This window comes from Agrobacterium tumefaciens, assembly GCA_025559845.1.
Lineage (GTDB): Bacteria > Pseudomonadota > Alphaproteobacteria > Rhizobiales > Rhizobiaceae > Agrobacterium.
Genome location: CP048469.1, coordinates 2224223 through 2248889 on the forward strand (window position 1 = coordinate 2224223; position 24667 = coordinate 2248889).

At 58.1% G+C, this 24667-nt stretch carries 21 protein-coding genes and 1 other RNA gene; 4 read left to right on the forward strand and 18 right to left on the reverse strand.

The annotated features are described in order from the left end of the window. Positions 1–58 precede the first annotated feature (58 nt). On the forward strand, positions 59–1363 hold the full coding sequence (locus FY156_11400) for an MHS family MFS transporter (protein UXS02022.1): 1305 nt from the start codon (positions 59–61) through the stop codon (positions 1361–1363). Positions 1364–1446: 83 nt separating this feature from the next. On the opposite strand, the gene murB is transcribed toward FY156_11400, so the two are convergent. The 18 genes from murB to FY156_11490 form a co-directional block, all read right to left on the reverse strand. Then, positions 1447–2412 (reverse strand): UDP-N-acetylmuramate dehydrogenase, encoded by a 966-nt coding sequence (murB, locus tag FY156_11405; protein ID UXS02023.1) that lies wholly within the window; start codon positions 2410–2412, stop codon positions 1447–1449. Further along, positions 2409–3824 (reverse strand): UDP-N-acetylmuramate--L-alanine ligase, encoded by a 1416-nt coding sequence (locus FY156_11410; protein UXS02024.1) that lies wholly within the window; start codon positions 3822–3824, stop codon positions 2409–2411. The genes murB and FY156_11410 overlap by 4 nt, the downstream gene beginning before the upstream one ends. Next, positions 3821–4957, reverse strand: a complete 1137-nt coding sequence (murG, locus tag FY156_11415) for an undecaprenyldiphospho-muramoylpentapeptide beta-N-acetylglucosaminyltransferase (protein UXS02025.1) — start codon at positions 4955–4957, stop codon at positions 3821–3823. Before murG ends, FY156_11410 begins: the two co-directional genes overlap by 4 nt. A gap of 5 nt (positions 4958–4962) precedes the next feature. Beyond that, positions 4963–6117: a putative lipid II flippase FtsW gene (gene ftsW / locus FY156_11420; GenBank protein UXS02026.1), complete on the reverse strand. Its 1155-nt coding sequence runs from the start codon at positions 6115–6117 to the stop codon at positions 4963–4965. A gap of 4 nt (positions 6118–6121) precedes the next feature. After that, positions 6122–7531, reverse strand: coding sequence for a UDP-N-acetylmuramoyl-L-alanine--D-glutamate ligase (locus FY156_11425; GenBank protein UXS02027.1), 1410 nt, complete (start codon positions 7529–7531; stop codon positions 6122–6124). 4 nt (positions 7532–7535) lie between these two features. After that, a complete protein-coding gene (locus tag FY156_11430) occupies positions 7536–8636 on the reverse strand; it encodes a phospho-N-acetylmuramoyl-pentapeptide-transferase (protein UXS02028.1) in 1101 nt (366 codons plus the stop codon). Between the two features lie 23 nt (positions 8637–8659). After that, positions 8660–10093, reverse strand: coding sequence for a UDP-N-acetylmuramoylalanyl-D-glutamyl-2,6-diaminopimelate--D-alanyl-D-alanine ligase (locus FY156_11435; GenBank protein UXS02029.1), 1434 nt, complete (start codon positions 10091–10093; stop codon positions 8660–8662). Then, a complete protein-coding gene (locus FY156_11440; GenBank protein ID UXS02030.1) occupies positions 10090–11550 on the reverse strand; it encodes a UDP-N-acetylmuramoyl-L-alanyl-D-glutamate--2,6-diaminopimelate ligase in 1461 nt (486 codons plus the stop codon). Before FY156_11440 ends, FY156_11435 begins: the two co-directional genes overlap by 4 nt. A gap of 59 nt (positions 11551–11609) precedes the next feature. After that, positions 11610–13349: a penicillin-binding protein 2 gene (locus FY156_11445; GenBank protein UXS02031.1), complete on the reverse strand. Its 1740-nt coding sequence runs from the start codon at positions 13347–13349 to the stop codon at positions 11610–11612. Continuing rightward, positions 13349–13900 carry a hypothetical protein gene (locus FY156_11450; protein UXS02032.1) on the reverse strand — a complete coding sequence of 184 codons (552 nt, stop codon included), beginning with the start codon at positions 13898–13900 and terminating at the stop codon, positions 13349–13351. The genes FY156_11445 and FY156_11450 overlap by 1 nt, the downstream gene beginning before the upstream one ends. A 1-nt stretch (position 13901) precedes the next feature. Next, entirely contained in the window at positions 13902–14927 is a 1026-nt protein-coding gene (gene rsmH, locus FY156_11455) for a 16S rRNA (cytosine(1402)-N(4))-methyltransferase RsmH (protein ID UXS02033.1), read from the reverse strand. A 14-nt stretch (positions 14928–14941) separates the two neighbouring features. After that, the gene (gene mraZ, locus FY156_11460; protein ID UXS02034.1) at positions 14942–15382 is read right to left on the reverse strand and encodes a division/cell wall cluster transcriptional repressor MraZ; all 441 of its coding nucleotides are present in this window, start codon (positions 15380–15382) and stop codon (positions 14942–14944) included. Positions 15383–15775: 393 nt separating this feature from the next. Then, positions 15776–16176: RNase P RNA component class A (gene rnpB, locus FY156_11465), an RNA gene on the reverse strand. Between the two features lie 56 nt (positions 16177–16232). Next, positions 16233–17423, reverse strand: a complete 1191-nt coding sequence (locus tag FY156_11470) for an FAD-binding oxidoreductase (GenBank protein UXS02035.1) — start codon at positions 17421–17423, stop codon at positions 16233–16235. Between the two features lie 67 nt (positions 17424–17490). After that, on the reverse strand, positions 17491–18672 hold the full coding sequence (locus FY156_11475; protein ID UXS02036.1) for an FAD-dependent oxidoreductase: 1182 nt from the start codon (positions 18670–18672) through the stop codon (positions 17491–17493). Positions 18673–18777: 105 nt separating this feature from the next. Further along, on the reverse strand, positions 18778–19317 hold the full coding sequence (locus FY156_11480; GenBank protein ID UXS02037.1) for a lytic transglycosylase domain-containing protein: 540 nt from the start codon (positions 19315–19317) through the stop codon (positions 18778–18780). Positions 19318–19564: 247 nt separating this feature from the next. Continuing rightward, on the reverse strand, positions 19565–20332 hold the full coding sequence (locus FY156_11485) for an N-acetylmuramoyl-L-alanine amidase (protein UXS02038.1): 768 nt from the start codon (positions 20330–20332) through the stop codon (positions 19565–19567). Further along, the gene (locus FY156_11490) at positions 20329–21069 is read right to left on the reverse strand and encodes a DnaJ family molecular chaperone (protein UXS03123.1); all 741 of its coding nucleotides are present in this window, start codon (positions 21067–21069) and stop codon (positions 20329–20331) included. The genes FY156_11485 and FY156_11490 overlap by 4 nt, the downstream gene beginning before the upstream one ends. Before the next feature lie 321 nt (positions 21070–21390). On the opposite strand from FY156_11490, the gene FY156_11495 reads away from it, so the two are divergent. The 3 genes from FY156_11495 to FY156_11505 all read left to right on the forward strand — a co-directional run bounded on the left by FY156_11495 (position 21391) and on the right by FY156_11505 (position 24604). Beyond that, complete coding sequence (locus FY156_11495; protein ID UXS02039.1) at positions 21391–22602, forward strand: pyrophosphate--fructose-6-phosphate 1-phosphotransferase; 1212 nt, start codon at positions 21391–21393, stop codon at positions 22600–22602. Between the two features lie 154 nt (positions 22603–22756). After that, the gene (locus tag FY156_11500; GenBank protein UXS02040.1) at positions 22757–23392 is read left to right on the forward strand and encodes a LysE family translocator; all 636 of its coding nucleotides are present in this window, start codon (positions 22757–22759) and stop codon (positions 23390–23392) included. A gap of 123 nt (positions 23393–23515) precedes the next feature. Further along, complete coding sequence (locus FY156_11505; GenBank protein UXS02041.1) at positions 23516–24604, forward strand: lytic transglycosylase domain-containing protein; 1089 nt, start codon at positions 23516–23518, stop codon at positions 24602–24604. Positions 24605–24667: the final 63 nt, after the last annotated feature.

Consider the following 24667-nt stretch of genomic DNA (forward strand, 5'->3'; position numbering starts at 1 on the left):
ACGCATTTTGCGCCTGCGAAGGCCGCTAGTCTAAATCATCTACAATGGAACCAATACCATGACCGACGCGATATCACCGGTATCGCCGACCGCTGACAATTCGAACGCTGTAAAGACAAATTCGCCTGCACGAGTTCTCACTGCCAGCCTGGTCGGCACGACCATCGAGTTTTTCGATTTCTACGTTTACGCCACTGCTGCAGTGCTTGTGTTCCCGGTCTTGTTCTTCCCGAACAACGATCCGATGACAGCTCTGCTTGCATCCTTCGCCACCTTCTCGATCGCCTTCTTCGCCCGCCCGCTCGGCGCGGTCGTATTCGGCCATTATGGTGACCGCGTTGGACGCAAGGCAACGCTGGTGGCCGCTTTGCTGACCATGGGCGTCTCGACCGTGGTGATCGGCCTACTGCCTTCTTATGAGACGGCTGGCGTCCTTGCACCGCTGTTGCTGGCGCTTTGCCGTTTCGGCCAGGGCTTCGGCCTCGGCGGCGAATGGGGCGGCGCTGTTCTGCTCGCAACGGAAAACGCACCTCCCGGCAAGCGTAGCTGGTACGGCATGTTCCCGCAGCTCGGCGCTCCGGTCGGTCTGTTCCTGTCCTCCGGCGTATTCTGGATTCTTCTGCACTTCATGTCGCAGGAAGCACTTCTGAGCTGGGGCTGGCGCATTCCCTTCGTCGCCTCGATCATCCTGATCGCCGTCGGCATGTGGGTTCGCCTTTCGATCACCGAAACGCCCGACTTCCAGAAGGCTATCGACAAGGAAGAGCGTGTTGCCGTTCCGGTTGCAGAACTGTTCCGCAACCACAAGCGCAGCCTCGTTCTCGGCACCTTCGTTGCTTTGGCAACCTTCGTGCTGTTCTACATCGGCACTGCCTATCTGCTGTCGTACAACGTCAAGGTTCTGAAGATCCCGTTCCTCGACGCGCTCGAAGTTCAGATCCTCGGCTCCATCGTCTTCGGTATTTTCATCCCGATCGCTGGCAAGCTCGCAGAGCGTTTCGGCCGTCGTGAGATCCTCATCTTGACGACGGTTCTGATCGGCCTGTTCTCCTTCCTGCTGCCTGGCCTGATGACCGGTGGCGAAGGTTCGATCTTCGTCTTCGCGGCGCTCGCGATGGTATTGATGGGCATGACCTACGGTCTGATCGGCACGGCACTTGCCGCTCCGTTCCCGACCCGTGTTCGCTACACCGGCTCGTCCATCACCTTCAACATGGCCGGCATTTTCGGCGCCTCCCTGGCTCCCTACATTGCCACATGGCTGCAGGTGAACTACGGCATGGGTTATGTCGGTTATTACCTCTGCGTATCGGCGATCATCACGCTCGCCTGCATCCTGCTTTCTGGCAAGGATGAAGTCTAAGCCGAGCGCTTGAATCGCAGAAACAAAGAAGCCCGCGAAACCTTTGGTCTCGCGGGCTTTTTCTTGTCAGTTTGTCAGGCGCATCAGGCGCCGAGGAACGGTTCGACTTCACGTCCAGGCATGAAGAGACCAAGGCGCTTGATTTCCCACTCAAGGCGAATACCGGAGTTTTCGAACACGCGCTTGCGAACCGCTTCACCCAGATATTCCAGATCGTAACCGGTCGCATGGCCCGTATTGATCATGAAGTTGCAGTGCAGCGAAGACATCTGCGCACCGCCGATCACCATGCCACGACCGCCGGCCTCGTCGATCAATTCCCAGGCAGAATGTCCTTCAGGATTCTTGAAGGTCGAACCACCGGTCTGCTCGCGAATAGGCTGGACGGTTTCACGGTGATGACGAACGGCATCCATGTCGGCACGGATCTTCGCCCGGTCTTCCGGGTAGCCTTCAAACAACGCACCGGTGAAAATCAGGCCAGCATCAGCGCCGGAGTGGCGATAGCTGTAGCCCATGTCAGCGTTGGAAAGAACATGCTCGTTGCCCTGACGGTCAACAGCGTAGACTTCGACGACGCGTTCACGCGTTTCACCGCCATTCGCACCGGCGTTCATGCGCAACGCGCCACCGATCGAACCGGGAATGCCGTAATAGAAATGGAAGCCGCCGATACCATTGTCCATGGCCATCGCGGCGATGTGCTTGTCGGGGCAAATCGCGCCCGCCTTGAGGCGGTTTTCACCGGCCAGTTCGACCTGACCGAAACCCTTGGCGGAAAGACGAACGACAACGCCGGGAATACCACCGTCGCGAACCAGGAGGTTCGAGCCGACACCGACGACCGTCAGCGGTACATCTTCCGGCAGCATTTTCAGGAAAGTGACCAAATCCTCGGTATCGTGCGGCTGGAACATGACTTCCGCCAGACCTCCCGCTCTGAACCATGTCACACGGTCCATAGGTGCATCCGGTGTCAGACGTCCCCTCAGTTCATTAACCCCGTCGCCGAGCCTCCCCAGCAATTTAACCCCATCGACCTGTCTCATGCAGACTTTCCTGATATGCTCTTCAATTCCGAAGGCAGCGCGGCCGCCCACTGGGTAATGTTCCCAGCCCCCAAGAGAACCACGAAATCACCCGGATTCGCAATGCCTGCGACCACCGAAGCAAGGTCTTCGCGGTTTTCGAGGAAACGGGCGTCACGATGGCCCGCCGCCTTGATCGCCGAAACCAGTGTTTCCGAGTTCGCGCCTTCGATTGGATCTTCGCCCGCCGCATAGACCGGAGCAAGGAGAATCGTGTCGGCATCGTTAAAACAATGGGCGAAATCGTCGAAAAGGCTCGCCAGACGGCTGTAACGGTGCGGCTGATGCACCGCGACGATACGGCCCTTGCAAGCCTCACGCGCAGCCTTCAGCACGGCCTTGATCTCAACCGGATGGTGACCGTAATCGTCGAAGACCTGAACGCCGTTTGCTTCGCCCGTCAGTGTAAAGCGCCGCTTGACGCCACCGAAAGAGGAAAGCCCCTTCTTGATATCCGCTTCGGAAATGCCGAGACGATTGGCGACGGCAATCGCTGCCGTGGCATTCGAGACATTGTGACGGCCTGGCATCGGCAGGACGAGATCCTTGAAGGTAAAGACCTTGCCCGTGCGACGACGACGGATTTCCACGTCAAAGACCGAACGAATTCCATCAATGCGCACGTTGGAGAAACGCACATCAGCCTGCGGATTTTCACCATAGGTGATGACCTTGCGGTCTTCGATCCTGCCGACCAGCGCCTGCACTTCGGGATGGTCTAGGCACATGACACCAAAACCGTAGAACGGCACATTTTCCACGAACTGGCGGAACGCGGCGCGCACGGCATCAAAATTGCCGTAGTGGTCCAGATGCTCCGGATCAATATTGGTGACGACAGCAACGTCGGCGGGCAACTTCAGGAAGGTACCATCAGACTCGTCGGCTTCGACAACCATCCATTCGCCCGCACCCATGCGGGCATTGGTGCCGTAGGCATTGATGATACCGCCGTTGATGACGGTCGGATCGAGATTGCCGGCTTCGAGAAGTGTGGCGACCATAGACGTCGTGGTGGTCTTGCCGTGGGTGCCACCAATGGCGATGGCGTTACGGAAACGCATCAGTTCAGCCAGCATCTCGGCACGACGAACGATCGGCAGGTGCTTTTCACGTGCGGCGATGAGTTCGGGATTGTTCTTCTTGATCGCGGTGGACACGACAACGACTTCGGCATCCCCGAGGTTTTCAGCCCGATGACCAACGAAAACCTCGATACCCTTGTCACGCAAACGCTGCACATTGGCACTGTCGGCCTGATCCGAACCCTGAACGCGGTGACCGAGATTGTGAAGCACTTCGGCAATGCCGCTCATGCCGATCCCGCCTATCCCGATAAAATGGACAAGGCCTATGGCTTTCGGCATCTTCATGCCCCAACTCCTTCAACTTTCGATTTGAATTCCTGTACGGACTGACCGTTGGCGACTGCCTCAACCAGATCGGCAAGCGCATCCGCCGCATTCGGTTTACCCGTCGCCCTGGCTGCTGCCGCCGTCTCGGCAAGTCGCTCGGGCTCTGCAAGCGCCGATACCAGAAGACCGGAAAGCTTCTGTGGCGACAATTCCGCCTGCTTGATGACCCTCGCACCACCCGCAGCCGAAAGCGCTGCCGCATTGGCAGCCTGATCGTGATCGAGGGCGTGCGGATAAGGCACGAGAATGGACGGGCGCCCAATCACGGAGAGTTCCGAAACGGTCGACGCGCCGGACCGGCTGATAACAAGATCAGCATCGCCAATGCGAGCCGCCATATCGCCAAAGAACGGTGACACATCAGCTTTGACGCCAAGTTTCTTGTAGGACGCGATAACGCTGTCCTTGTCTTCCGGACGGGCCTGCTGCGTGACGGTAAGGCGAGAGCGTTGTGCATCGCTCATCAGGCAGATTGCCGCCGGAACGGCGCCCGAGAAGAACTGTGCCCCCTGGCTGCCGCCAAACACGACAAGATTGAACGGCTCGCCCTGTTGCGAAGGCGTGTAGGGAATTTCCGAAGCGTGCAGGACGGCAGGGCGCACCGGGTTGCCGGTTGCAATGGTCTTTTCGGCGTATTGGCCACTCGCGGTCGGAAGGAACCCGCCCGCAATCGCCTTCACGCGTCCCGCCAGCGCCTTGTTGGCGCGTCCCATAACAGCGTTCTGCTCGTGGATGATCGAGGGAACACCCAGGCCCGTCGACGCAAGCAGCGGTGGCACAGTTGGATAGCCGCCAAAACCGACAACAGCAACAGGCTTCAGTTTCGCGACCAGCTTTCTCGCCGAACGAAGGCCGACCCAAAGCTTCCACAATGAACGCGCCACCGAAACCGGATTTTTCGATCCGAGCGTTGCAGATGGAACGACATGAATTTCATCGGCGGGAAATTTGCCTGCGTAACGCTCGGCGCGACTGTCCGTCACCAGATGCACAGAATAACCGCGTGCTTTGAGCGTGTGCGCCAAAGCCTCGGCTGGAAAAACATGGCCGCCGGTTCCCCCGGCGGCAAGTAGAACAATACCCTTGCTCATTCAGATTACTCCGCAGGAACGCCTGAACCGACGCGGAAGAAGCTGCGTTCTTGCGCTCTCTTCTCAGGTCTGTGGCGTGTCAGGGCCAAAAGGAAGCCTGCCGTCACGCAGATCGCCATCATCGACGAACCACCGTAGGAAATCAGCGGCAGGGTCATACCCTTGGCTGGCATCAGTTCGAGATTGACGCCGATGTTAATCATGGACTGCATGCCGATCTGCAAAACCAGACCAGCCACCGCGAAACGGCAGAAATCGTCCTTTTCCTTAAACGCGTGGCTGAGACCACGCAGCACGATAAAGGCAAAGATCGCGACGAGGAACATGCAGAAGACAATGCCGAATTCTTCCGCAGCCACGGAGAAGATGAAGTCGGTGTGGCTGTCTGGAATGATGCGCTTGACGATGCCCTCGCCCGGTCCGCGGCCGAACCAGTCGCCGCGAATGATTGCTTCACGTGCAGTGTCCACCTGGAACGTGTCGCCCTCCCCTGTCCAGAAGCGGTCGATACGACCTGCAACGTGCGGCAGCATCAGATAGGCCGAAACGATACCAGCGACACCGAGACCGCCCAGCACGATGATCCAGAACCACGGAACGCCGGCCATGAAGAACATGCCGCCCCAGACAACGGATGTCAGAATGGTCTGACCGAAGTCCGGCTGGGCAATGAGCAAAGCCGCGACAACGCTGAAGGTGATGATCGCAAAGAGGTTGCCAGGAATTTCAGGATGACGTGCACGCTCCGCAAACAGCCAGGCGCAAACGATCACGAAGGCCGGCTTCATGAATTCGGAAGGCTGAATCGAAAAGCTGCCGATCGAGATCCAGCGCCGCGCGCCTTTGACCTCGATACCGAAGAACAGCGCGAAAATCATCATGAGCAGCGATGCGATCAGCAGAATGATCGCGACACGGCGGACCTGACGCGGCGACAGGAAAGACAGGCCAACCATGATCGCCAGAGACGGCACCATGAACATCGCCTGTCGCTCGACGAAGAAGAAGCTGTTGAGGCCGATACGCTCGGCAACCGCTGGCGATGCAGCGAATGACAGCATCAGGCCAATGCCCATCAATGCGATGAACGCCGCCAGAAAGAAACGGTCAATGGTCCAGAACCATTCGGCGACCGGACCACGATCAACACGGCTTACCATGACGTCAGCTCCCCTTTCCCGAATCAACCAGCATCGTTACGCCAGCAAGCGCCGAAACGTGCGAAACGAAAGAATCACCCCGCACTTCAAAATTCTTATATTGATCGAAGCTTGCGCAAGCCGGTGATAACATCACGACATTTCCAGCTTTCGCATCGTCGGCAGCATCAGACGCCGCATGTTCGACGGCTTTGTCGAGAGTTCCGGAGATTTCGTAAGGCACAGCCTCGCCAAGCGTGGCCGCAAATTCGGCAGCAGCCTCCCCGATCAGATAGGCTTTGGCAATGTGTGAAAACAGCGGCGAAAGGCTGGCGATACCCCCGGCCTTCGGCAGACCGCCTGCGATCCAGTAGATGCGATCATAGCTCGACAAGGCAGGCGCAGACGCATCGGCATTGGTCGCCTTGCTGTCGTTGACGAAGGTGACATTGCCTCGCCGGCCGACCGGCTGCATACGGTGTTTGAGACCCGGGAAGGATTTCAGCCCGGCACGGACCTCATCTTCCGAAACGCCGACAGCTAGGCATGCAGCAATGGCCGCCGCCGCATTCTGGGCATTATGGCTGCCGCGAAGCGTCTGGATTCCATCGAGATCAACGAGCAATGCCGATGTTCCGCCATGCGCGCGCAGAATACGGCTACCCTCGGCATAAAGCCCATCGGAAACGACATTGCGCTTGGAAATACGTTCGACCTTCACGCCTGCGCGTTCGATGCGATCGGCAATCAGCGTCGAATAGCTGTCGTCCACACCGACAACCGCGGTGCGACTACCGGCAACAAGCCGTTCCTTGACGTCGGCATAGTGCTGCATCGTGCCATGACGGTCGAGGTGATCGGGCGTCAGGTTAAGCAAGATACCGGCCGTCGGGTTGATCGTCGGCGCCAGGTCTATCTGGTAGGACGAGCATTCCACCACGTAGTAGCGCTCCGCCTTCGGCGGATCGAGGCTCAGCACCGCCGTGCCGATATTGCCGCCGAGCTGCGTATCGCGACCGGAGGATTGCAGAATATGAGCAATCAATGCCGTCGTCGTCGATTTGCCGTTTGTGCCGGTGATGGCAATGAAGGGGCTATCAGGCGCATGAGCGCGACGTTCGCGCACAAAAAGCTCGATATCGCCGATCACATCAACCGCAGCGGCACGTGCCAGATCAACCGACCAGTGCGGTTTCGGATGTGTAAGCGGTACGCCCGGTGCAAGCACGAAGGCCGCGAGCGCAGACCAGTCGATCGTTCGAAGATCAGCCGTAACGATGCCTTCAGCCGAAGCCTTGGCAACGCTGTCGGGATTGTCGTCGTAGGCGACGACATCCGCCCCGCCCGCAACCAGTGCCCTGGCGGTAACCAGACCGGAACCACCAAGCCCGAACAGCGCGACCTTTTTTCCTTTGAACGATGTGACTGGGATCATCGGCTCACCTCAGCTTCAGCGTGGCGAGGCCAAGCAAGGCCAGACCGACCGAAATGATCCAGAACCGGATCACCACCTGGCTTTCCGTCCAGCCCTTTTTCTCGAAATGGTGATGGATCGGCGCCATCAGGAAGACGCGTCTGCCCGTCCGCTTGAACCAGAATACCTGGATGATGACCGACAAGGTTTCCATGACGAACAGACCACCGACGATGACCATGACGATCTCGTGTTTCGTCGCGACGGCAATGGAGCCGATCAGGCCACCGAGTGCCAGAGAACCCGTGTCGCCCATGAAGATTGCGGCCGGCGGGGCATTGAACCAGAGGAACCCGAGACCCGCACCGATCACCGCGCCAACGATAACTGCAAGTTCGCCGGTACCGGGCACGAAATTGATCTGCAGGTAGTTGGAGAAAACGGCGTTACCTGTGAGGTAGGCAATCAGACCGAACGTAGCAGCGGCAATCATCACCGGCACGATGGCAAGACCGTCAAGACCATCCGTCAGGTTGACGGCGTTGCCCGCACCGACAATCACGAAGGCACCGAACAGCACGAAGAAGTAACCGAGGTTGATGACGAATTCTTTGAAGAACGGAAACGCGATGGAGCTGCCGAGGGTGCCGCCATGCGGTGCCGATGCAAGCGCCATCTGCATCATGAAGAACACGGCAATGGCCGCAATCACGAATTCGATGCCGAGACGCGCTTTGCCGGAAAAGCCCTTGTCGCTCTGCTTCGTGACCTTGAGATAGTCGTCGTAAAAACCGATTGCTCCGAAACCGAGCGTCACGAGCAGGACGGCAACAACATAAACGTTGGACAGATCGCCCCACAGCAGCGAACCACCGAGAATCCCCGCAAGGATCATCAGCCCGCCCATTGTCGGCGTACCGGCCTTCTTGAAATGCGTCTGCGGTCCATCCGCACGGATCGGCTGGCCCTTGCCCTGGCGAACGCGAAGAGAATTGATGATAGCCGGACCAAACAAAAACACGATCAGCGCAGAAGTGAACAGCGCGGCCCCTGCCCGGAAGGTGATGTACCGGAACAGATTGAAGATTTGAATTTTGTCCGACAGTTCTACGAGCCAGATCAGCATAAGTGCCCTTTCACAAGGCTAGTTCAGATTTGGCGTTCCGTCTCGGGGAATGCCGGAAACTTGTCAAGCAGGGCAGAGATAATCTTGCCAAAACCGAGGCCCAACGACGATTTTACCATCAGTGCGTCGCCCGGTTGCACCCATTGCAGCGAAAAATCGACAAGTTCCGCGGTTGTCGGGAACCAGATGACCGTCACACTGTCCGGCAATGCGTCACGAAGGGCAGCCATCGCTTCACCCGCCAGCCAGACATGTTCGATACCAGCGGCAAGCAACGGCCCCGCCAGTTCTTCATGCACTTCAGCCGAGAACTCGCCCATTTCCAGCATGTCGCCGAGCACGGCAACACGACGGCCGTGTCCCTGTGTTTCGGTCGCAGCCAACACTGCAATTGCTGCCCGCATGGAGGCCGGATTGGCATTGTAGCTTTCATCGATCAGCAGGAATGAGCCGCCGTTGATCGCAAGGCGATGGCGCTGTCCGCGTCCTTTGACGGCCTCAAGCGTTCCAAGCGCTTCGAACGCCTTGTCCAGATTGGCGCCGGTCACGGCGACCGCACCGAGAGCCGCCATGGCATTGTCGGCAATGTGCCGGCCCGGAACGCTCAGGTGCAACTCGCTCGTTTCGCCATTCAGGATCGCCCAGATCGTCGATCCCGATGTCGTTGCCTCAAAATCCGCCAGGCGGAAGTCGGCTTTGGCATGTTGACCGAAGGTCAGAATGTGGGAGACGCCCGCTTCCTGCGCTGCGGTTTCGAGCTGTTCGAACTGGGCGTTGTCGCGATTGAGGATAACCGCGCCGCCCTCTTCGACACCCTCGAAGATTTCCGCCTTGGCGGCGGCGATTTCTTCAATGTTGCTGAAATTGCCGAGATGGGCTGCGGCAATGGTGGTGATGATTGCCACATGCGGGCGCACCATCTTGACCAGCGGGCGGATTTCGCCTGGATGGTTCATGCCAATTTCAAAAACACCGAATTCAGTGTCGGCAGGCATGCGCGCCAATGTCAGCGGCACGCCCCAATGGTTGTTGAAGGATGCCACTGCCGCATGCACCCGGCCGGATGGCTCCAGAACCTGACGCAACATTTCCTTGGTGGTCGTCTTGCCGACGGAGCCCGTCACAGCAATGATGCGTGCGGAGGTGCGTTGGCGGGCAGCAACAGCGAGCTTCCCAAGTGCCACAAGCACATCTTCCACAACGATCATCGGAACCGTCAAACGACCGAGAGCCGGCAGCTTCCCTTCCGCCACGACGAGAAGACCGGCGCCGTTGGCGACCGCGAAACTCGTGAAATCATGACCGTCGACACGGTCACCCTTGATGGCAAAAAAGGCCTCTCCGGGTTTGACCGTGCGGCTGTCGATGGAAATGCCCGTGATGCCCAGAGGCAGATTGCCGACCGGACGCCCTGCCGTAACGGCGACCATTTCCTCCACTGTCCATAGCCAGTTCAAATCTTCAATCCTTCCAGCGCGGTGCGCACCTGTTCATGGTCGGAAAATGGCAGCGTCACAGAACCGACGATCTGCCCTTCTTCATGCCCCTTGCCCGCAACGATCAGCGTGTCGCCGTTCGAAAGAAGCGAAACGGCGTGGCGTATTGCCTCGGCCCTGTCGCCAATTTCCAATGCGCCCGGCGCCGCAGCCATGATCTCGGAACGGATCGTCGCTGGTTCTTCCGAGCGCGGATTGTCATCCGTCACAATGACGATGTCGGAGAGGCGCGTCGCCACTTCGCCCATGATCGGACGCTTGCCCTTGTCGCGGTCGCCGCCGCAACCGAAAACGGTAATGATGCGTCCGGAGGTAAACGGCCGCACCGAGGTCAGGACATTCTCGAGTGCGTCCGGCTTGTGGGCATAGTCCACATAGGCAAGCGCACCGTTTTTCGTGTGCCCCACCAGTTCGAGACGACCTGCGGCACCGATCAGCTTTTCAAGAGCCTTCATCGCAACGGCAGCAGGCACGCCGGTAGACATCGCAAGGCCGGCGGAAACCAGAGCGTTGGCAACCTGAAAATCGCCCGCCAGTGGAATATCAACCTCGAAGATCGTGCCTTCGTGATGCACCTCGATCATCTGCTTGTGGCGGAAATGCTCGACCCTTTTGAGGGTCAGATAATCGCCCGTGCGGCCCACGGTGCGAACGTTCAGCCCCGCCTCTTCCGCAGCTCTGATTGCCTGAGCCGACCAGGGGTCGTCTGCAAAGATCACGGCCGGTGAACCCTTTGCCATCAGTGTATCGAAGAGCCGCATCTTCGCAGCCATGTAGTCCTCGATCGTCGGATGGTAATCCATGTGGTCACGACCGAGATTGGTAAAACCGGCCGCGGCGAGTTTCACACCATCAAGACGGCGCTGATCGAGCCCGTGACTGGAGGCTTCCATCGCAGCGTGCGTCACACCTTCTGAGGTGAGTTCGGCAAGAAGCCCATGCAACGTGACCGGGTCCGGTGTCGTCAGCGCGCCGTAGTCTTCACGACCGGGTGCAATGACACCTGTCGTGCCGATCTGCGCTGCGGGATGACCGGCGAAGGCCCAGATTTGTCTGGTAAAGGAAGCAACTGAGGTCTTCCCCGCGGTGCCGGTAACGGCAACCATGGTCTGCGGCTGTTTTCCGTAAAAGCGGGAGGCGGCAAGCGCGAGGTAAAGGCGCGGGTCAGTGACGGTCAACACCGGAACGCTTGCTTCGAGCGCGTGGTTGGAGACGATAACGACAGCACCCTTGGAAATGGCGTCCTGCACGTAGACTGAACCATCAGCCTTGCTGCCTGCGACTGCCACGAAAAGGGTGGCCGGACCGGCCTTGCGGCTGTCTGCGGTAATTCCCCCTATTTCGATCGCCCCGATTTCAGAGCGCAGTAGTTCGTTCAATTCCGGAAACTCGGTTCCGGACAGATCTCGCAAATTCATCGACTGTTTCCGTCTTGTCCCCCCGGCACGAATCACCGGAATATCATAAGCTCTAACAATCAATAAGACACGAGCAAGGCCGAGCCGTCCTTCCCGAACTTGGGCTTTACACCCAAAATACCTGCCGTGCGGGTGATGATGTCGTGGACCATCGGCGCTGCGGACGTACCCGCGAGTGCCGCGCCATTGCCCTTGTCCGTCTTCGGTTCGTCGATGAACGTCAGCACCACGTATTGCGGATCGTCGATCGGAAACGCGGAGAGAAATGCGTTGAAGTTCTTGTCGTGAACGTAGCGGCCGTTGACCACCTTGTCGGCGGTGCCGGTCTTGCCGCCAACGTTGAAACCTTCGACGCGGGCGTTGCGGCCCGAACCGTTCACGCCGTTCCATTCAAACAGGAAACGCATGTCCTTGCTGGTCGTCGGCTTCAAGACCTGGGTTGCAACCTGGTCGGCCTGTTCGCGGCTGCGCGGCAGGAAGGTCGGCTCGATGAGTTTGCCGCCGTTGACGAGTGCGGCACCTGCCACCGCAGTCTGAAGCGGGGTCGTCGAGACACCGTGACCGAACGAAATGGTAATGGAGTTGATCTTCTTCCACTGACGCGGCTGCGTCGGCATCGCAACTTCCGGCAACTCGGTCTGCATGCGGCTCAGTAGTCCTAGGCGCGTCAGGAATTCCTTGTGCCCTTCGGTGCCAACCGTGTCGGCAATTTTCGCCGTACCGATGTTGGAGGAATACTGGAAGATTTCAGGAACGGACAGAACGCGCCCCTTGCCATGGAAGTCCTTGATGGTGAAGCCGCCGATGCGGATCGGATAACGCGCGTCGAACGTATCGCCCAGCCGCACCCGGCCGTCATCAAGACCCATGGCGATGGTGAAGGATTTGAAGGTGGAGCCCATTTCGAACGTGCCGTTCGACATGCGGTTCAGCCAGCCTTCCTTTGCGCCTTCAGCCGGGTTGTTCGGATCGTAATCCGGCAACGACGCCATGGCCAGAATCTCGCCGGTATGCACGTCCATCACCACGGCGCCGGCACCAATCGCCTTGAACTTGTCGATTGCCGAGACGACAACCTCGCGCACGATGGCCTGAACACGAAGATCGATCGACAGCTTGACGGGCTCAAGTGGCTGATCACTGGTCATGCCAAGCGCCGTCAGGTCGGCAAGACCCTGGCTGTCGACATAGCGTTCCATACCGGCAACACCGCGGTTGTCGATGTTGACGTGACCGACGATGTGCGCAGCCGTAGGCCCGCCTGGATAGAAGCGGCGTTTTTCCGGTCGGAAGCCGATACCAGGAATTCCGAGCGCCAGAATCTGGCTCTGCTGCTTCGGCGTCAGTTGTCGACGCAGCCACTGGAACCGCGAATTGGAGGACAGTTTCTGATAGGTTCCACGCTGATCGAGATCGGGCAGAACGGTGCGCAGTTTCTCGATTGCCTCATCGATATCGACGATGCGATGCGGCTCGGCAAACAACGAAACGGTACGGATGTCGGTTGCGAGCACTTCACCATTGCGATCGAGCAGATCCGGACGCGACGCCATCAGGCGGTCAGCGGGTGCGATGCTCGAAACGGTTTCCTGTTCGGCAAGACCGTACTGGACAAGACGGCCACCAACCACACCATAAAATGCGACGAAGCCGAAAATGAGAAGGCCAACCCGGCTCTTTGCCTGGGCTGCCCGCTTCTTGCGCGCACCTTCGAAGGCCGAATGGTCGGTGTAACCGGTGGTGCTGGCGGAAAAGTGAGCCTTGCTCTTCAAAACCATGACGCGGGAAAGAAAAGACATCAGTGGTTCACCGATCCTGTAATGGTTTCATCCATATCGCCAGTCTCGTCTCCGGCCTGCGCCGACATGGCAGGAGCAGCCGGGCGTGCGACAGGCGCGCGTGGCGTCGGAACCGGAATGCCGTTGACGGCAATCTGTCCGGCGGGCGGTGATTTCGGCTTGGAGGCTCCGCCAAGGGTGGCGCCGGGTTTCGACCCGTTCACGGCGGCAGCAATCACATCCTCGACGCTCATGCCTTCGGGCTCCGGCGGCTGCGGCAGTTGCGAACGCAGCATCGGGAGTTCGCGCGGCTGCGCCAGTTGCGTCGGCTGCGTCGGAGAAAGATTGAGTTCCGTCTGGTAGGCGTTGACCAGACGATGCAGGCGGTTGGGCTGCGTCAACAGAGCCCAGTCGGCACGGAGAAGATCGATCGTATCTTTTTCAAGCTTGATTTCCGCTTCAAGCTTGCGGACTTGTTCAAGCTTGAGATCTGCCTGATGCTTGATGGAATAGGTGACGACAGCCGCCGCGACCATAACTCCCATCAGAATGATGTCGAAAGTGCGCAGCATGTCAGCCCCCCAACTTTTCAAGGCTAGCGAGATCGGGAAGTTCGAAGATCGAAAAATCTGCCGGACGGGCCGGAGCGGACGTGCGCAAGCCGGCTCGCAATTTTGCTGAACGGGCGCGCGGATTGATGTCGGCTTCTTCGTCGCTTGCGGCAATCATCGGCTTGCCGATGCTGTCGAACACCGCCGGCTTGTCTTCCACCATCGGCATATGACGCGAGCCAGCCGCGCGGCCGGAACGGTCGGCGAAGAACTTCTTGACTATACGGTCTTCCAGCGAATGGAAGGTAACGACGACGAGCCTGCCGCCCGGCTTCAATGCCTGTTCGGCGGCAAAAAGCGCCTGTGCCAGTTCTCCCAGTTCGTCATTGACGAAGACGCGCAGCGCCTGGAACACCCGTGTTGCAGGGTGGATCTTGTCCTTGGCCTTGCGCGGCGTGACGATTTCGATGAGGCCCGCCAGGTCGCGTGTCGTACGGAATGGCTCTTCGGCACGTTTCTTTTCAATGGCGCGGGCGATACGGCCAGGCTGCTTTTCCTCGCCGAGAAAACCGAAAATACGGATCAGGTCGCTGACCTTGGCGCGATTGACCACATCAGCCGCTGATACACCGCAGGCCGACATGCGCATATCGAGCGGCCCGTTCTTCTGGAACGAGAAACCGCGCTCGGCCTCATCGATCTGCATCGATGACACGCCGATATCGAGAACGACACCGTCCAGCCCACCGTCAGGCGCGTGCGCTGCAAGGTTGGAGAATTGCGACTGAATGAGAGAAAGCCTGCCGCCATTGGCAGCAACCATCGTCTGCCCGCCCGCGATAGCGGTCGGGTCGCGGTCGAGCGCGATAACGTTGGCACCTTGATCGAGAATGGCCTGCGTATAACCACCGGCGCCGAAGGTTCCGTCCAGGATGACCTTGCCGGGAGCCGGTTCGAGCGCCGTGATGACCTCACGCAGCAGAACCGGGATGTGACGAACAGGTCCGCCACCGGCATCAGAAGATCGTCCGCCAGAATTCGCCGCCATCCCGTATCCCCGTTCTAGGCAGGGCGGATCGTCGTAAAACCGCGCCCTGCTCTTGCTTCCGCCTGCGCCGCCAAAAACGCCTGCGGTTGCCAAAGCTGAAAATGATCCGCCCGTCCAACGAAGGTGACCTCGGTCGTTATGCCGGTAAATTCCCGCACGAAATCCGTCACCATCAATCGACCTTCCTGGTCGAGCTTCATGAAAACACCGCCGCCGTGAACCAGCAGCGACATTGCATTCGCCTGCGGCGAAAACGCATCCATGGACGCGATCTGCCGCTCGTAACGCTCCAGCAAATCCGGACCACCCACGCTGATCGCCGGAAACGCAAAATCCTGAAGACAATAAAGCTCCTGAATGCCGCGTTGTGCCAGCACCGAACGAAACACCGAAGGAACCGAAACGCGCCCCTTGGCGTCGATCCTGTTCGTTACGTTCGATAAAAAGCGGTCCATAACTCAACTCGCTCAAACCGCACTCCGCCAAGCGATACATCCGCTCGACAGGCAACACCGGTACGCACGACATATCGCTGAGCGCCGGGACGAAGCGCCCCGTAGCAGCCCCTCGTAGGCTCCTTACTCGTTTCAGCGATTGCGGGTCAGAAACACGACCCTTTGTGGTGTGCATTTGGGATACCATGGGACACTATGGGCGTCAATGGGAGAAGATGGCACGATACCGGCTTCGCATCGGAAATTCATAGGCCGTTAAGTTTAACGAATGGTTTACTTCGCGCGTCAGAGCGCGCAGCGCCCACACAAGCGCGACCGAAAAGCGATTGTTTTTGCAAAGAAAATGGCCCTGACACGTAAAAACGCCGGAGACATCAAAAGTTGAAGGGGAATTTTGCCAGTTGGCCTGTAAGCCGGGTTCTGTATGGCTCCGGTTTGATCCGGAACGTGGCAGCCATTCATCTGGGACGACATTTGCATGCCGCCTCACGCAACCCACCCGGATGACTGGCCCAGAAACAGGCTGTTGGCAGACTTTCGTCCGCCCCGCATCATCCCTATTCGGTCTTGCTCCCGGTGGGGTTTACCTTGCCACCGCTGTTACCAGCGGCGCGGTGGGCTCTTACCCCACCCTTTCACCCTTACCACGCAGGCGTGGCGGTTTGCTCTCTGTGGCACTTTCCCTAGGGTCGCCCCCGCCGGACGTTATCCGGCACCGTGTTTCCGTGGAGCCCGGACTTTCCTCACTTTACCGTCTTTCGACATTGGTAAGGCGCGGCTGCCCGGCCAACTGGCATGCGCTCCATAACCGTGTTCCAACACGAAAGCCACCGAAAAGCGCAGAAAATTCTCAAAGAAACGCAGGTGAAAAGTCTGTCGTGAAGGCATCGTCAGCGATTTGGCCATCAAGCAGCAACGTCGCACCCAGACGACCGATCTCATCCGAGCTTTTTGCCGCCGTGCCATTGCCGCCGGTCAGAACGGCGATCCGCGATGATGTGGTAAAGCCGATGGACGGATAACCACTTTTCGTTTTGGAAACGACGCAAGCCGCCATTGAGATGCGGGACCTGTCAATAGACGGCACCAGACCGTCAACAATATCAGACAGATGTTCCCTGACACTCTCGCGGCCACCGGAGCGAAACCATGCACGGATCTCCATGTCGCTCTTCACCAGGATATCGTCCGGATCGCCCCCAATTTTCAGATAGACCTTGCCGTCGGGATAACGGACAGGTGGCAGCAGATAGATGTGCTTTCTCGTATCACGCGGCTCGTAGATCAACGACGGCATGCCAGCGTAACGTTCAGCTTCGTTGTCCGGTATTTCGAAGAACGCGACCGTGCGAGCGTAGACATCCAGCGAAATCGGTTGCGGCAACAGGTTTTCGCTGATCGAAAAACCACCCGCAGCAACCAGCACCTTGTCCGCCGTGTAAGTGGCGCCAGATGCAGTCGCGACACAAACAACACCATTCTCGTCGCGGGTCGACACAACGATATCGTCGATCAAGATTACACCGGCATTCCTGGCGAGAACGCTCTGCGCCTCCACCAAAGCACGCGGGTTAACGTAACCGGCATTATCCCTCTCGAATACGCCTTCGCATTCCGCTTCGAAGGCGAAATACGGAAACCGGCTTTTCAGCGAAGCATCATCCAGCAGCTCGGTAGCAACATTGAGGCGCGTTGCCGCCGCACAGACATTGTCGATGTACGGATTGCTGCCTCCCCGTTTCGGACCGACAATAAGACAGCCAACCGGCCCGTAAAAATCAACACCGCTTCGTGTCGCGATATCGTCGTAACGGGCGATGGAACGGTTGGCGAGCAAGGCCCAGTCAGCATTCCCATCAATCGTCCGTGTAATGCGCGCCTCGTCATAGTGACTGGCAAAAACGCCCTGATGCGACTTGATGTCTTTCGGTTCTCCAGGGCCTATCAAGGCAACACCATCGGTTTTCTCTGCCAGATGGCGGGCCGCTGCGGCACCCATCATCCCACGACCGACGACGATATATTTGAAATGCCCTGACATGCCATTCTCCAGCACGATTTGCGTGTGTGATTGCGTGAGATGTTTCTAGCCGCTTCGCCGTATCAAGTCAGACGAAAACAGGTGACATATTCTGCGCGAAATCTGTCTCCGTCAGCTGGCCATCGACAAGCAGCACAGCGCCGAAGCGGCCGATTTCATCCGACGACTTGGCGGAAACGAAGTTGCCACCAGTCAAAACCGCGATGTTGGAGGATTGTGTATAGCCGATATAGGGATATCCGGTGCGGGTGATTGAAGCGACGCAAGAACCGGACGTCACCGGGCATCCCGCCAACGCCGGCATGAGCGAAACTGCCTTGCGTGTCAGGAAGTCCACCTCGGAAGGCGTTCCGTCCGAATGGAACCAGCCGATCGCCTGCTCAAGCGTCTCCAGCCGCCCCTTTTCGCTTTCGCCGCCGATCTTCAGGTAGACCTTGCCGTCTGGATAGCGCACAGGCGGCAGAATGTAGACGATGTCGTCTTCGCTTTCGGCAAGAACAATCGTCGAGGGCATATCGCGAAAATGCGCCTGCTTTTCATCATCAAGCTCGAAAAAGGCAATGGTTCGGCCCGTGGCAGCCATGTCGACGGGCGTGGGCAACAGCTCGGCCATATTGGTGAAGCCACCCGCTGCAACAATCACTTTTTCCGCAGTATAAATCGCGCCTTCGCGTGTCGATACTTCCACACCGCTCGAGGTGTCGCGAATACGTGCAGCGGTCTCTCGGATAAGCTCTGCACCCTGCTGTACGGCAACCGCGCACTGCGCCTTCACCAGCGATCGGGGATTGATGTGCCCTGCGTTTTTCGCTTCAAAATAACCATCGTGATCGGCCGGGAGTGAAAACATCGGAAACCGATTGCCGACTGCATCATGTCCGACCGTCTCGATACCGAGGCCATCGGCGAATGACAGAGCACGCGAGACATAGGTTCCCGCCAGGCCCTTGCCGTTTCCGGTAAACAGGCATCCGGCTTCGGTGAAGAAGCGGACGCCACTTTGCGCTTCAAGTCCGGCGTAGCGAGCGATGGAGCGCTTGGCGAGCGCCGCCCAGACAGGATCGCCATCGAAACCTCGGGTAATCCGCGCCTCATCGTAGTGGCTGGAAAAGACACCCTGTTGTACCTTGCGGTCAGCAGGCTCGGCAGGCCCGATCAACGCGACCCCACCTGTTTGAGCCGAGAGATGACGCGCGGCTGCCGCGCCCATCATGCCTGCACCAACGACGATATATTTGAAGTCTGGCATTTCCGGTTTTCCTGTTTGCCATTGTTGAATAGCAAAGCAATCCAGCCGGAAAAAGCCCTAGTGTTTGAGAGTATTTCCACGACAGAGGAAACACTCTCTCCGTGATCAGCCTTGCAGCAGCGCCTGTACCTTGCCGCAATAACGCTTGGACACAGGGTTCATGCGCTTGGCACCATGACCCGCATTGTAACGCAGGATCGTGCCACAGACCTCACCCCCACCGAGCTGGTGCGCGGTTGCCAGGTACTGCATGCCCCAGCGGATATTGGTTTCCGGGTCGTAAAGAGCCTTGGCGGTGCCGCGAAAGCCCATCATCCGCGCCGTCGCCGGCTTGATCTGCATCAGCCCGACTTCACCTGCGCTGCCACGAGCCTTTGGATTGAACTTGCTTTCAACGGAAACAACGGCATGCGCCAGATTGACGGGAACGCCATAACGCTTGGCATATTTGACGATCAGATCGGAGTAGTCGTTCTTCAGCGCGGCAGGCAAAACTTTGTCGGGGCTGGGATAACCGGGTTTACGGAAAAAGCTTTCCAGTGGCACGGTCTTGGTCTTCACGTCTTCATCTTTGGCAAAAACGGCCCCTGCCTGCGCAGCGAGCATAATAACGCCCGCGGCGACAGCAACTACAACTCTGTTCATATGCAGAAATAAACTCCAGAACGGATGACTGGCACGATGCAACGGCACAAAAGTCCAGCGTTCGGAAAGTCTATCCAGACCTTCCGTGGTTCAGTCTCCTTGATTGATATTGACGGTCAGTTCCCCTGAAGAACAACACCGCGTCCGGTGCCGTTCTTAAACTTCCTCAATGCGGATTAACTGTGGCACAAGAAAAATGTGACTTTTCGCGAGGCAAAATTTCCAGGAAAATTACAGCAAATGAACTTCAAACGCCGGAGAATCTCGGCAGGCTGGCAATCAGCCTGTGCAGCGTGTCGATCGTTGAAAAATCAGCGATGCCATCGACCAGAGTCGGACGGAAATGCCGCTGGAAAGCAGCCACCGCACCCTCGGTCTGCTCGCAATAAGCGCCTGTTATTTCAATACCGTATCCATAGATGGAAAGCATGGATTGCAGTGCTTCGACCGGCTGGCCTTGATCACCGCGCTGAAAAAACCGACCTCCGGCGATGGGCGCCGGTGCGACCCAATGGCCGATACCGTTCTGCGACAGGATGTCCCACGGGAATTTTTCACCGGGATCGACCTTGCGGATGGGCGCAACATCCGAGTGTCCGAGCACCCGTTCCGGGGCAATAGACCACCGCTCACCACAATCCCGACACAATTCGACGACTGCTGCGATCTGTTTTTCAGGAAATTCGGGCAATCCGCCTGGATGGCCCTGGTTGGCGATTTCGATGCCGATTGAGCGGGAGTTGATATCGCTTTCGCCGCCCCACGTGCTCTTTCCCGCATGCCAGGCGCGTCGATCTTCCGGCACAAGCTGGATCACCCGTCCATCTTCGAAGACGAAATAATGGCTGGAAACCTGGCTTTCGGGATTACACAGCCAGGACAGGGCGCCGTCCGCAGTCGTCATGCCGGTATAGTGGAGAAGGATGATATCCGGCCCACTCACTCCCAGCCGCTCCCCATGGTTCGGCGAAGGCGCAACTGTGGCGCCTTTGAAATCCGGCATAAAATCGATCATGCGACGCGGCGTTCTTTCTCAATCGCCGCATAAGCGGCATTGAGAGCCGCCATACGCTCATTTGCGGCGGCATGCAATTCCATCGGAACGCCACGGGCAATCAGCTTGTCCGGATGGTGTTCTGCGACCAGAGAACGGTAACGCTTGCGGATATCGGAAAAATCGTCGGACGGCGAAACGCCGAGCACACGGTACGGATCACGCCCGTCCATATGAACATGTCGCGCCATGATCGTTTCGAAATGATCTTCGCTGATATGGAAGATTTCCGCGATACGACCAAGGAAGGCCAGTTCCCGCTCGTGAATCAATCCATCAGCCTTGGCGATATGGAAAAGACCGTCAATGACGCTTTCCAGCATCTGGCAATTGTCGTTGCCGGAACCGCAAAGGCCAGCCAGCCTCTCGGCATAGGCTTCGAAACCGGCCACGTCCTGACGGGCTAGATTGTAAAGACGCGCAACGTTCTTGGCTTCCTCATCGGGAAAGTCGAAGATTTGCCGGAAAGCCCGGACTTCCGCATCATTCACGACGCCGTCAGCCTTGGCCATCTTGGCGGAAAGCGCAATGATGGCGACGGAAAAGGATACTCTGCGACGGGTTTCTGGATCGCCTTCGAACAAGGTGCGGATCGCTTCGACAACGCGCCCGAGCGCACCACCTGCAGCGTCGCCGATTGCGCCGAGCAGCCGTTCCCACAGGGATGAAATTTGCAAACAGGCGAAATCGATGATCATGGCCATAAGCATGACGGCATATCATCGTGAATGCAATATCTCGCGCGACCTCAAGGCATTAACTTTTATTCATCTTTGCAACAGCTTCGCTTCATCATTTCAGTTGCCGATGAAAAGTTTTCCACAGGCAGCCAAACCCGTTCCGCGCACGGGCCAACGAAGTGCCGATTGAAACGATTATATTCGAAATCTCGCTGCAAGCTCCTGAAAAACCGCAAGAAATCGCCATTTTTCTCCATAAATTCGCTTTACACCTACACGCGCCTGTCGCATCCATTTGCCAGACATAATCATGGACGCGTGCAAACAAGGAGAGTCATGATGGCCAAACAGAAAGTCGCAATGTTGACCGCGGGCGGTCTCGCTCCCTGCCTTTCATCCGCGGTCGGCGGATTGATTGAACGCTACAGCGACATCGCACCCGAAATCGACCTTGTGGCTTATCGCTCCGGTTATCAGGGCGTGCTTCTCGGCGACCGGATCGAGATCACCAAGGATATGCGCGAAAAGGCATACCTGCTGCATCGCTACGGCGGCTCCCCCATCGGCAACAGCCGCGTGAAGCTGACGAATGCCGCCGACTGTGCGAAGCGCGGTCTCGTCAAGGAAGGCGAAAATCCGCTGCGCGTTGCAGCCGAGCGTCTGGCCGCAGACGGCGTAACCATTCTGCACACGATCGGCGGTGACGATACCAACACGACGGCAGCCGATCTCGCCGCCTACCTAGGTGCAAACGGTTATAATCTGACCGTTGTCGGCCTGCCCAAAACTGTCGACAACGACGTCGTACCGATCAAGCAGTCGCTTGGAGCATGGACGGCAGCCGAAGTCGGCGCCTCCTTCTTCGACAATGTCAGCAACGAGCAGAGCGCCGCACCGAAAACATTCGTCATTCACGAAGTCATGGGGCGCCATTGCGGCTGGCTGACAGCGGCCACTGCCCGCGCCTACATCCAGAAGACCAGCGGCAATGAATATGTCGAGGGCCTGATGATGAATTCTCATATGAAGAACATCGACGGCATCTATCTGCCGGAAATGGCCTTTGATATCGAAGCAGAGGCGGAGCGCCTGAAGAAAATCATGGAAAAGAACGGTTATGTAACGCTGTTCGTTTCCGAAGGTGCCGGCCTCGACGCCATCGTCGCTGAACGTGAAGCCGCAGGCGAAGCCGTCAAGCGCGATGCCTTCGGTCACGTCAAGATCGACACGATCAATGTCGGCGGCTGGTTCCAGAAGCAATTCGCAAGCCTGATCGGCGCCGAACGCTCGATGGTACAGAAATCCGGCTATTACGCCCGCTCCGCGCCTGCCAACGGCAACGACCTTCGCCTGATCCAGAGCATGGTCGATCTGGCCGTCGAAAGCGCACTCAACAAGGTGTCTGGCGTCACCGGCCACGATGAGGAACAGAGCGGCAAACTGCGGACCATCGAGTTTCCACGCATCAAGGGCGGGAAGCATTTCGACATCTCCGCGAAATGGTTCGCAGAAGTCATGGATCATGTCGGCCAGCCGTTCACAGCAGCATGATTTTACGCTACGCTAAAAGAATGCGATGACAGGAAGGGGAGACATGAGAGTGAAAATCCCCTCGGTTTTCGCAGGACAAAAAGCGTGGATTCAATGAATTAGAGCGCCAGTTTTGTGTCTTCATCGACACGTGGCGCTCTAAGGAGGAAAGAGAATGTCTGGAGAGGCCTGGCTGATTTTCTGTACAGCGTGTGCCGTCATGTTCGCACTCCCCTCTCCCCTTGCATTCTCTGCCGCCTCTTATTCTGCCATTCGCGGCAAGCGCACGGTGCTGGCCACCGCTACCGGTGGTGCCCTCGGCGTCACGACGGCCATGACATTGGCCGCCATTCCGACAGTTGCTTTTGCCTACCTGCCCAAGTCGTTTCTCGAAATCATCGAGTGGGCCGGCATCGGCTGGTTAATGCTGTTCGTCCTGTGGATCATGGCAACGCCTGTCGCCAGAGCCGCGAATGCCGACAATGACAACCTGAGAGGCAAAACATTCGGTGCCATCTTCAGGGATTGTTTTGCCGTTGCGGCGTTTCGCCCACGCTATTTCAGCTTCTTCCTTGCGCTGCTTCCGCAGTTCGTTTCCCAGCCTGCCGACGCGGTTGAAGTGCTTGCTGTTGCGCAGAGCGCGGTTTTGATCGCCGCGCTGGTGATACTCGTCGGACAAGCGCTTTTCGCACCCTCGATGCTTGCCCTCATTCGCCGCATGTCAGGCGGCAAAAAGGTCAAGCCGAAGTACCGGACATATTTCATTTCGGGCCGCGCCGTAAGCGCCGGCTACCGGCGAATTGCCGCCTGAAATCGGCGCCGATATCTCACAGCTTGCCGCTATCCTTACAATAGGTTAATGAACGTTCGACGGGACACAGCCTGCTTCGTTCGACGCGGGGTATCGAAAGACAGGCACAACGAAGGCGGCAGCATGCAAATTTCGGGCAAATTCCGCGGGAAAACGGCGCTTTTCCTGTCTTCCACCGTGGGACTCGCACTGACACTGGCTGGATGCACAAGTGTCGAATACACCGCGAAAGAAGGCCCTGACGGCCCGAAGATCGCGACCGTAGCGCCGAGCGCCGCGACTGGAAATGCCCCTGCAACAGCAACGCCTGAAACGGCTCAGGCGGCCGCCCCAGCGGGAACGGCCGCAGCCCCTGCCGCGACCACAGCAACGGCAGACGCAAGCCTGGCGCAACAGCAGCCTGCTCTTCCCAACGTTGCCGCTGTAAAAGGTGGGCGTGTTGCCCTTCCCCCGGCAGCCGAAATCGCGGCAGCCGCAGCCATCGTAAACCAGATGCAGCCGACCGCGGAGACGCAGGTTGCGCAGACATCGACGATGCCAGCAGCGCAGACCACAACCGTCGCTCTTGCTCCGACCACAGCAACACCCGCTGTCGCCGCCGTCAATGCGGCTGCGCAATCAACGCACCCGACCGCCGGCGAACTGCCACAGGTCGTCGCTGTCAAAGGCAGCTTCCCACCTGCACCGCCTCCTCCGGGTTCGCCATCCATCGGCACGGAGTTGACGGCGGAACGCAAGGTTATCCCTCTTCCGAAGCCGGACAGCACTGTACTCGCTTACGCAGCCGGCCCGACCAATGCTGCTCTGGCAGCCGTCAACGCCAGCGGGACCATGACCGCGCCCCTCAACCCGTCGCCAGCAGGCCGGGACAAGTTGAGCGGACTGATCTCGAAATATGCTGCAATGTATCAGGTCCCGGAAGATCTGGTTCACCGCGTCGTACAGCGTGAAAGCCGCTACAATCCCGCCGCCTATAATGGCGGGCATTTCGGCCTCATGCAGATCAAGCATGCAACGGCACGTTCGATGGGCTTCGATGGCCCGGCTTCTGGCCTCTTCGATGCCGAAACCAATTTGCGATACGCGGTAAAGTATCTGCGCGGCGCCTGGCTGGTGGCAGACAACGATCGTGACAATGCGGTCAGGCTCTATGCCCGCGGTTATTATTACGATGCCAAGCGCAAAGGCATGCTGCACGTTCTGCGCAAGTAACGCATAGCACCACAAACGAATTGAAAGGCACTGCATATCTCATGCGGTGCCTTTTTGTTTTGG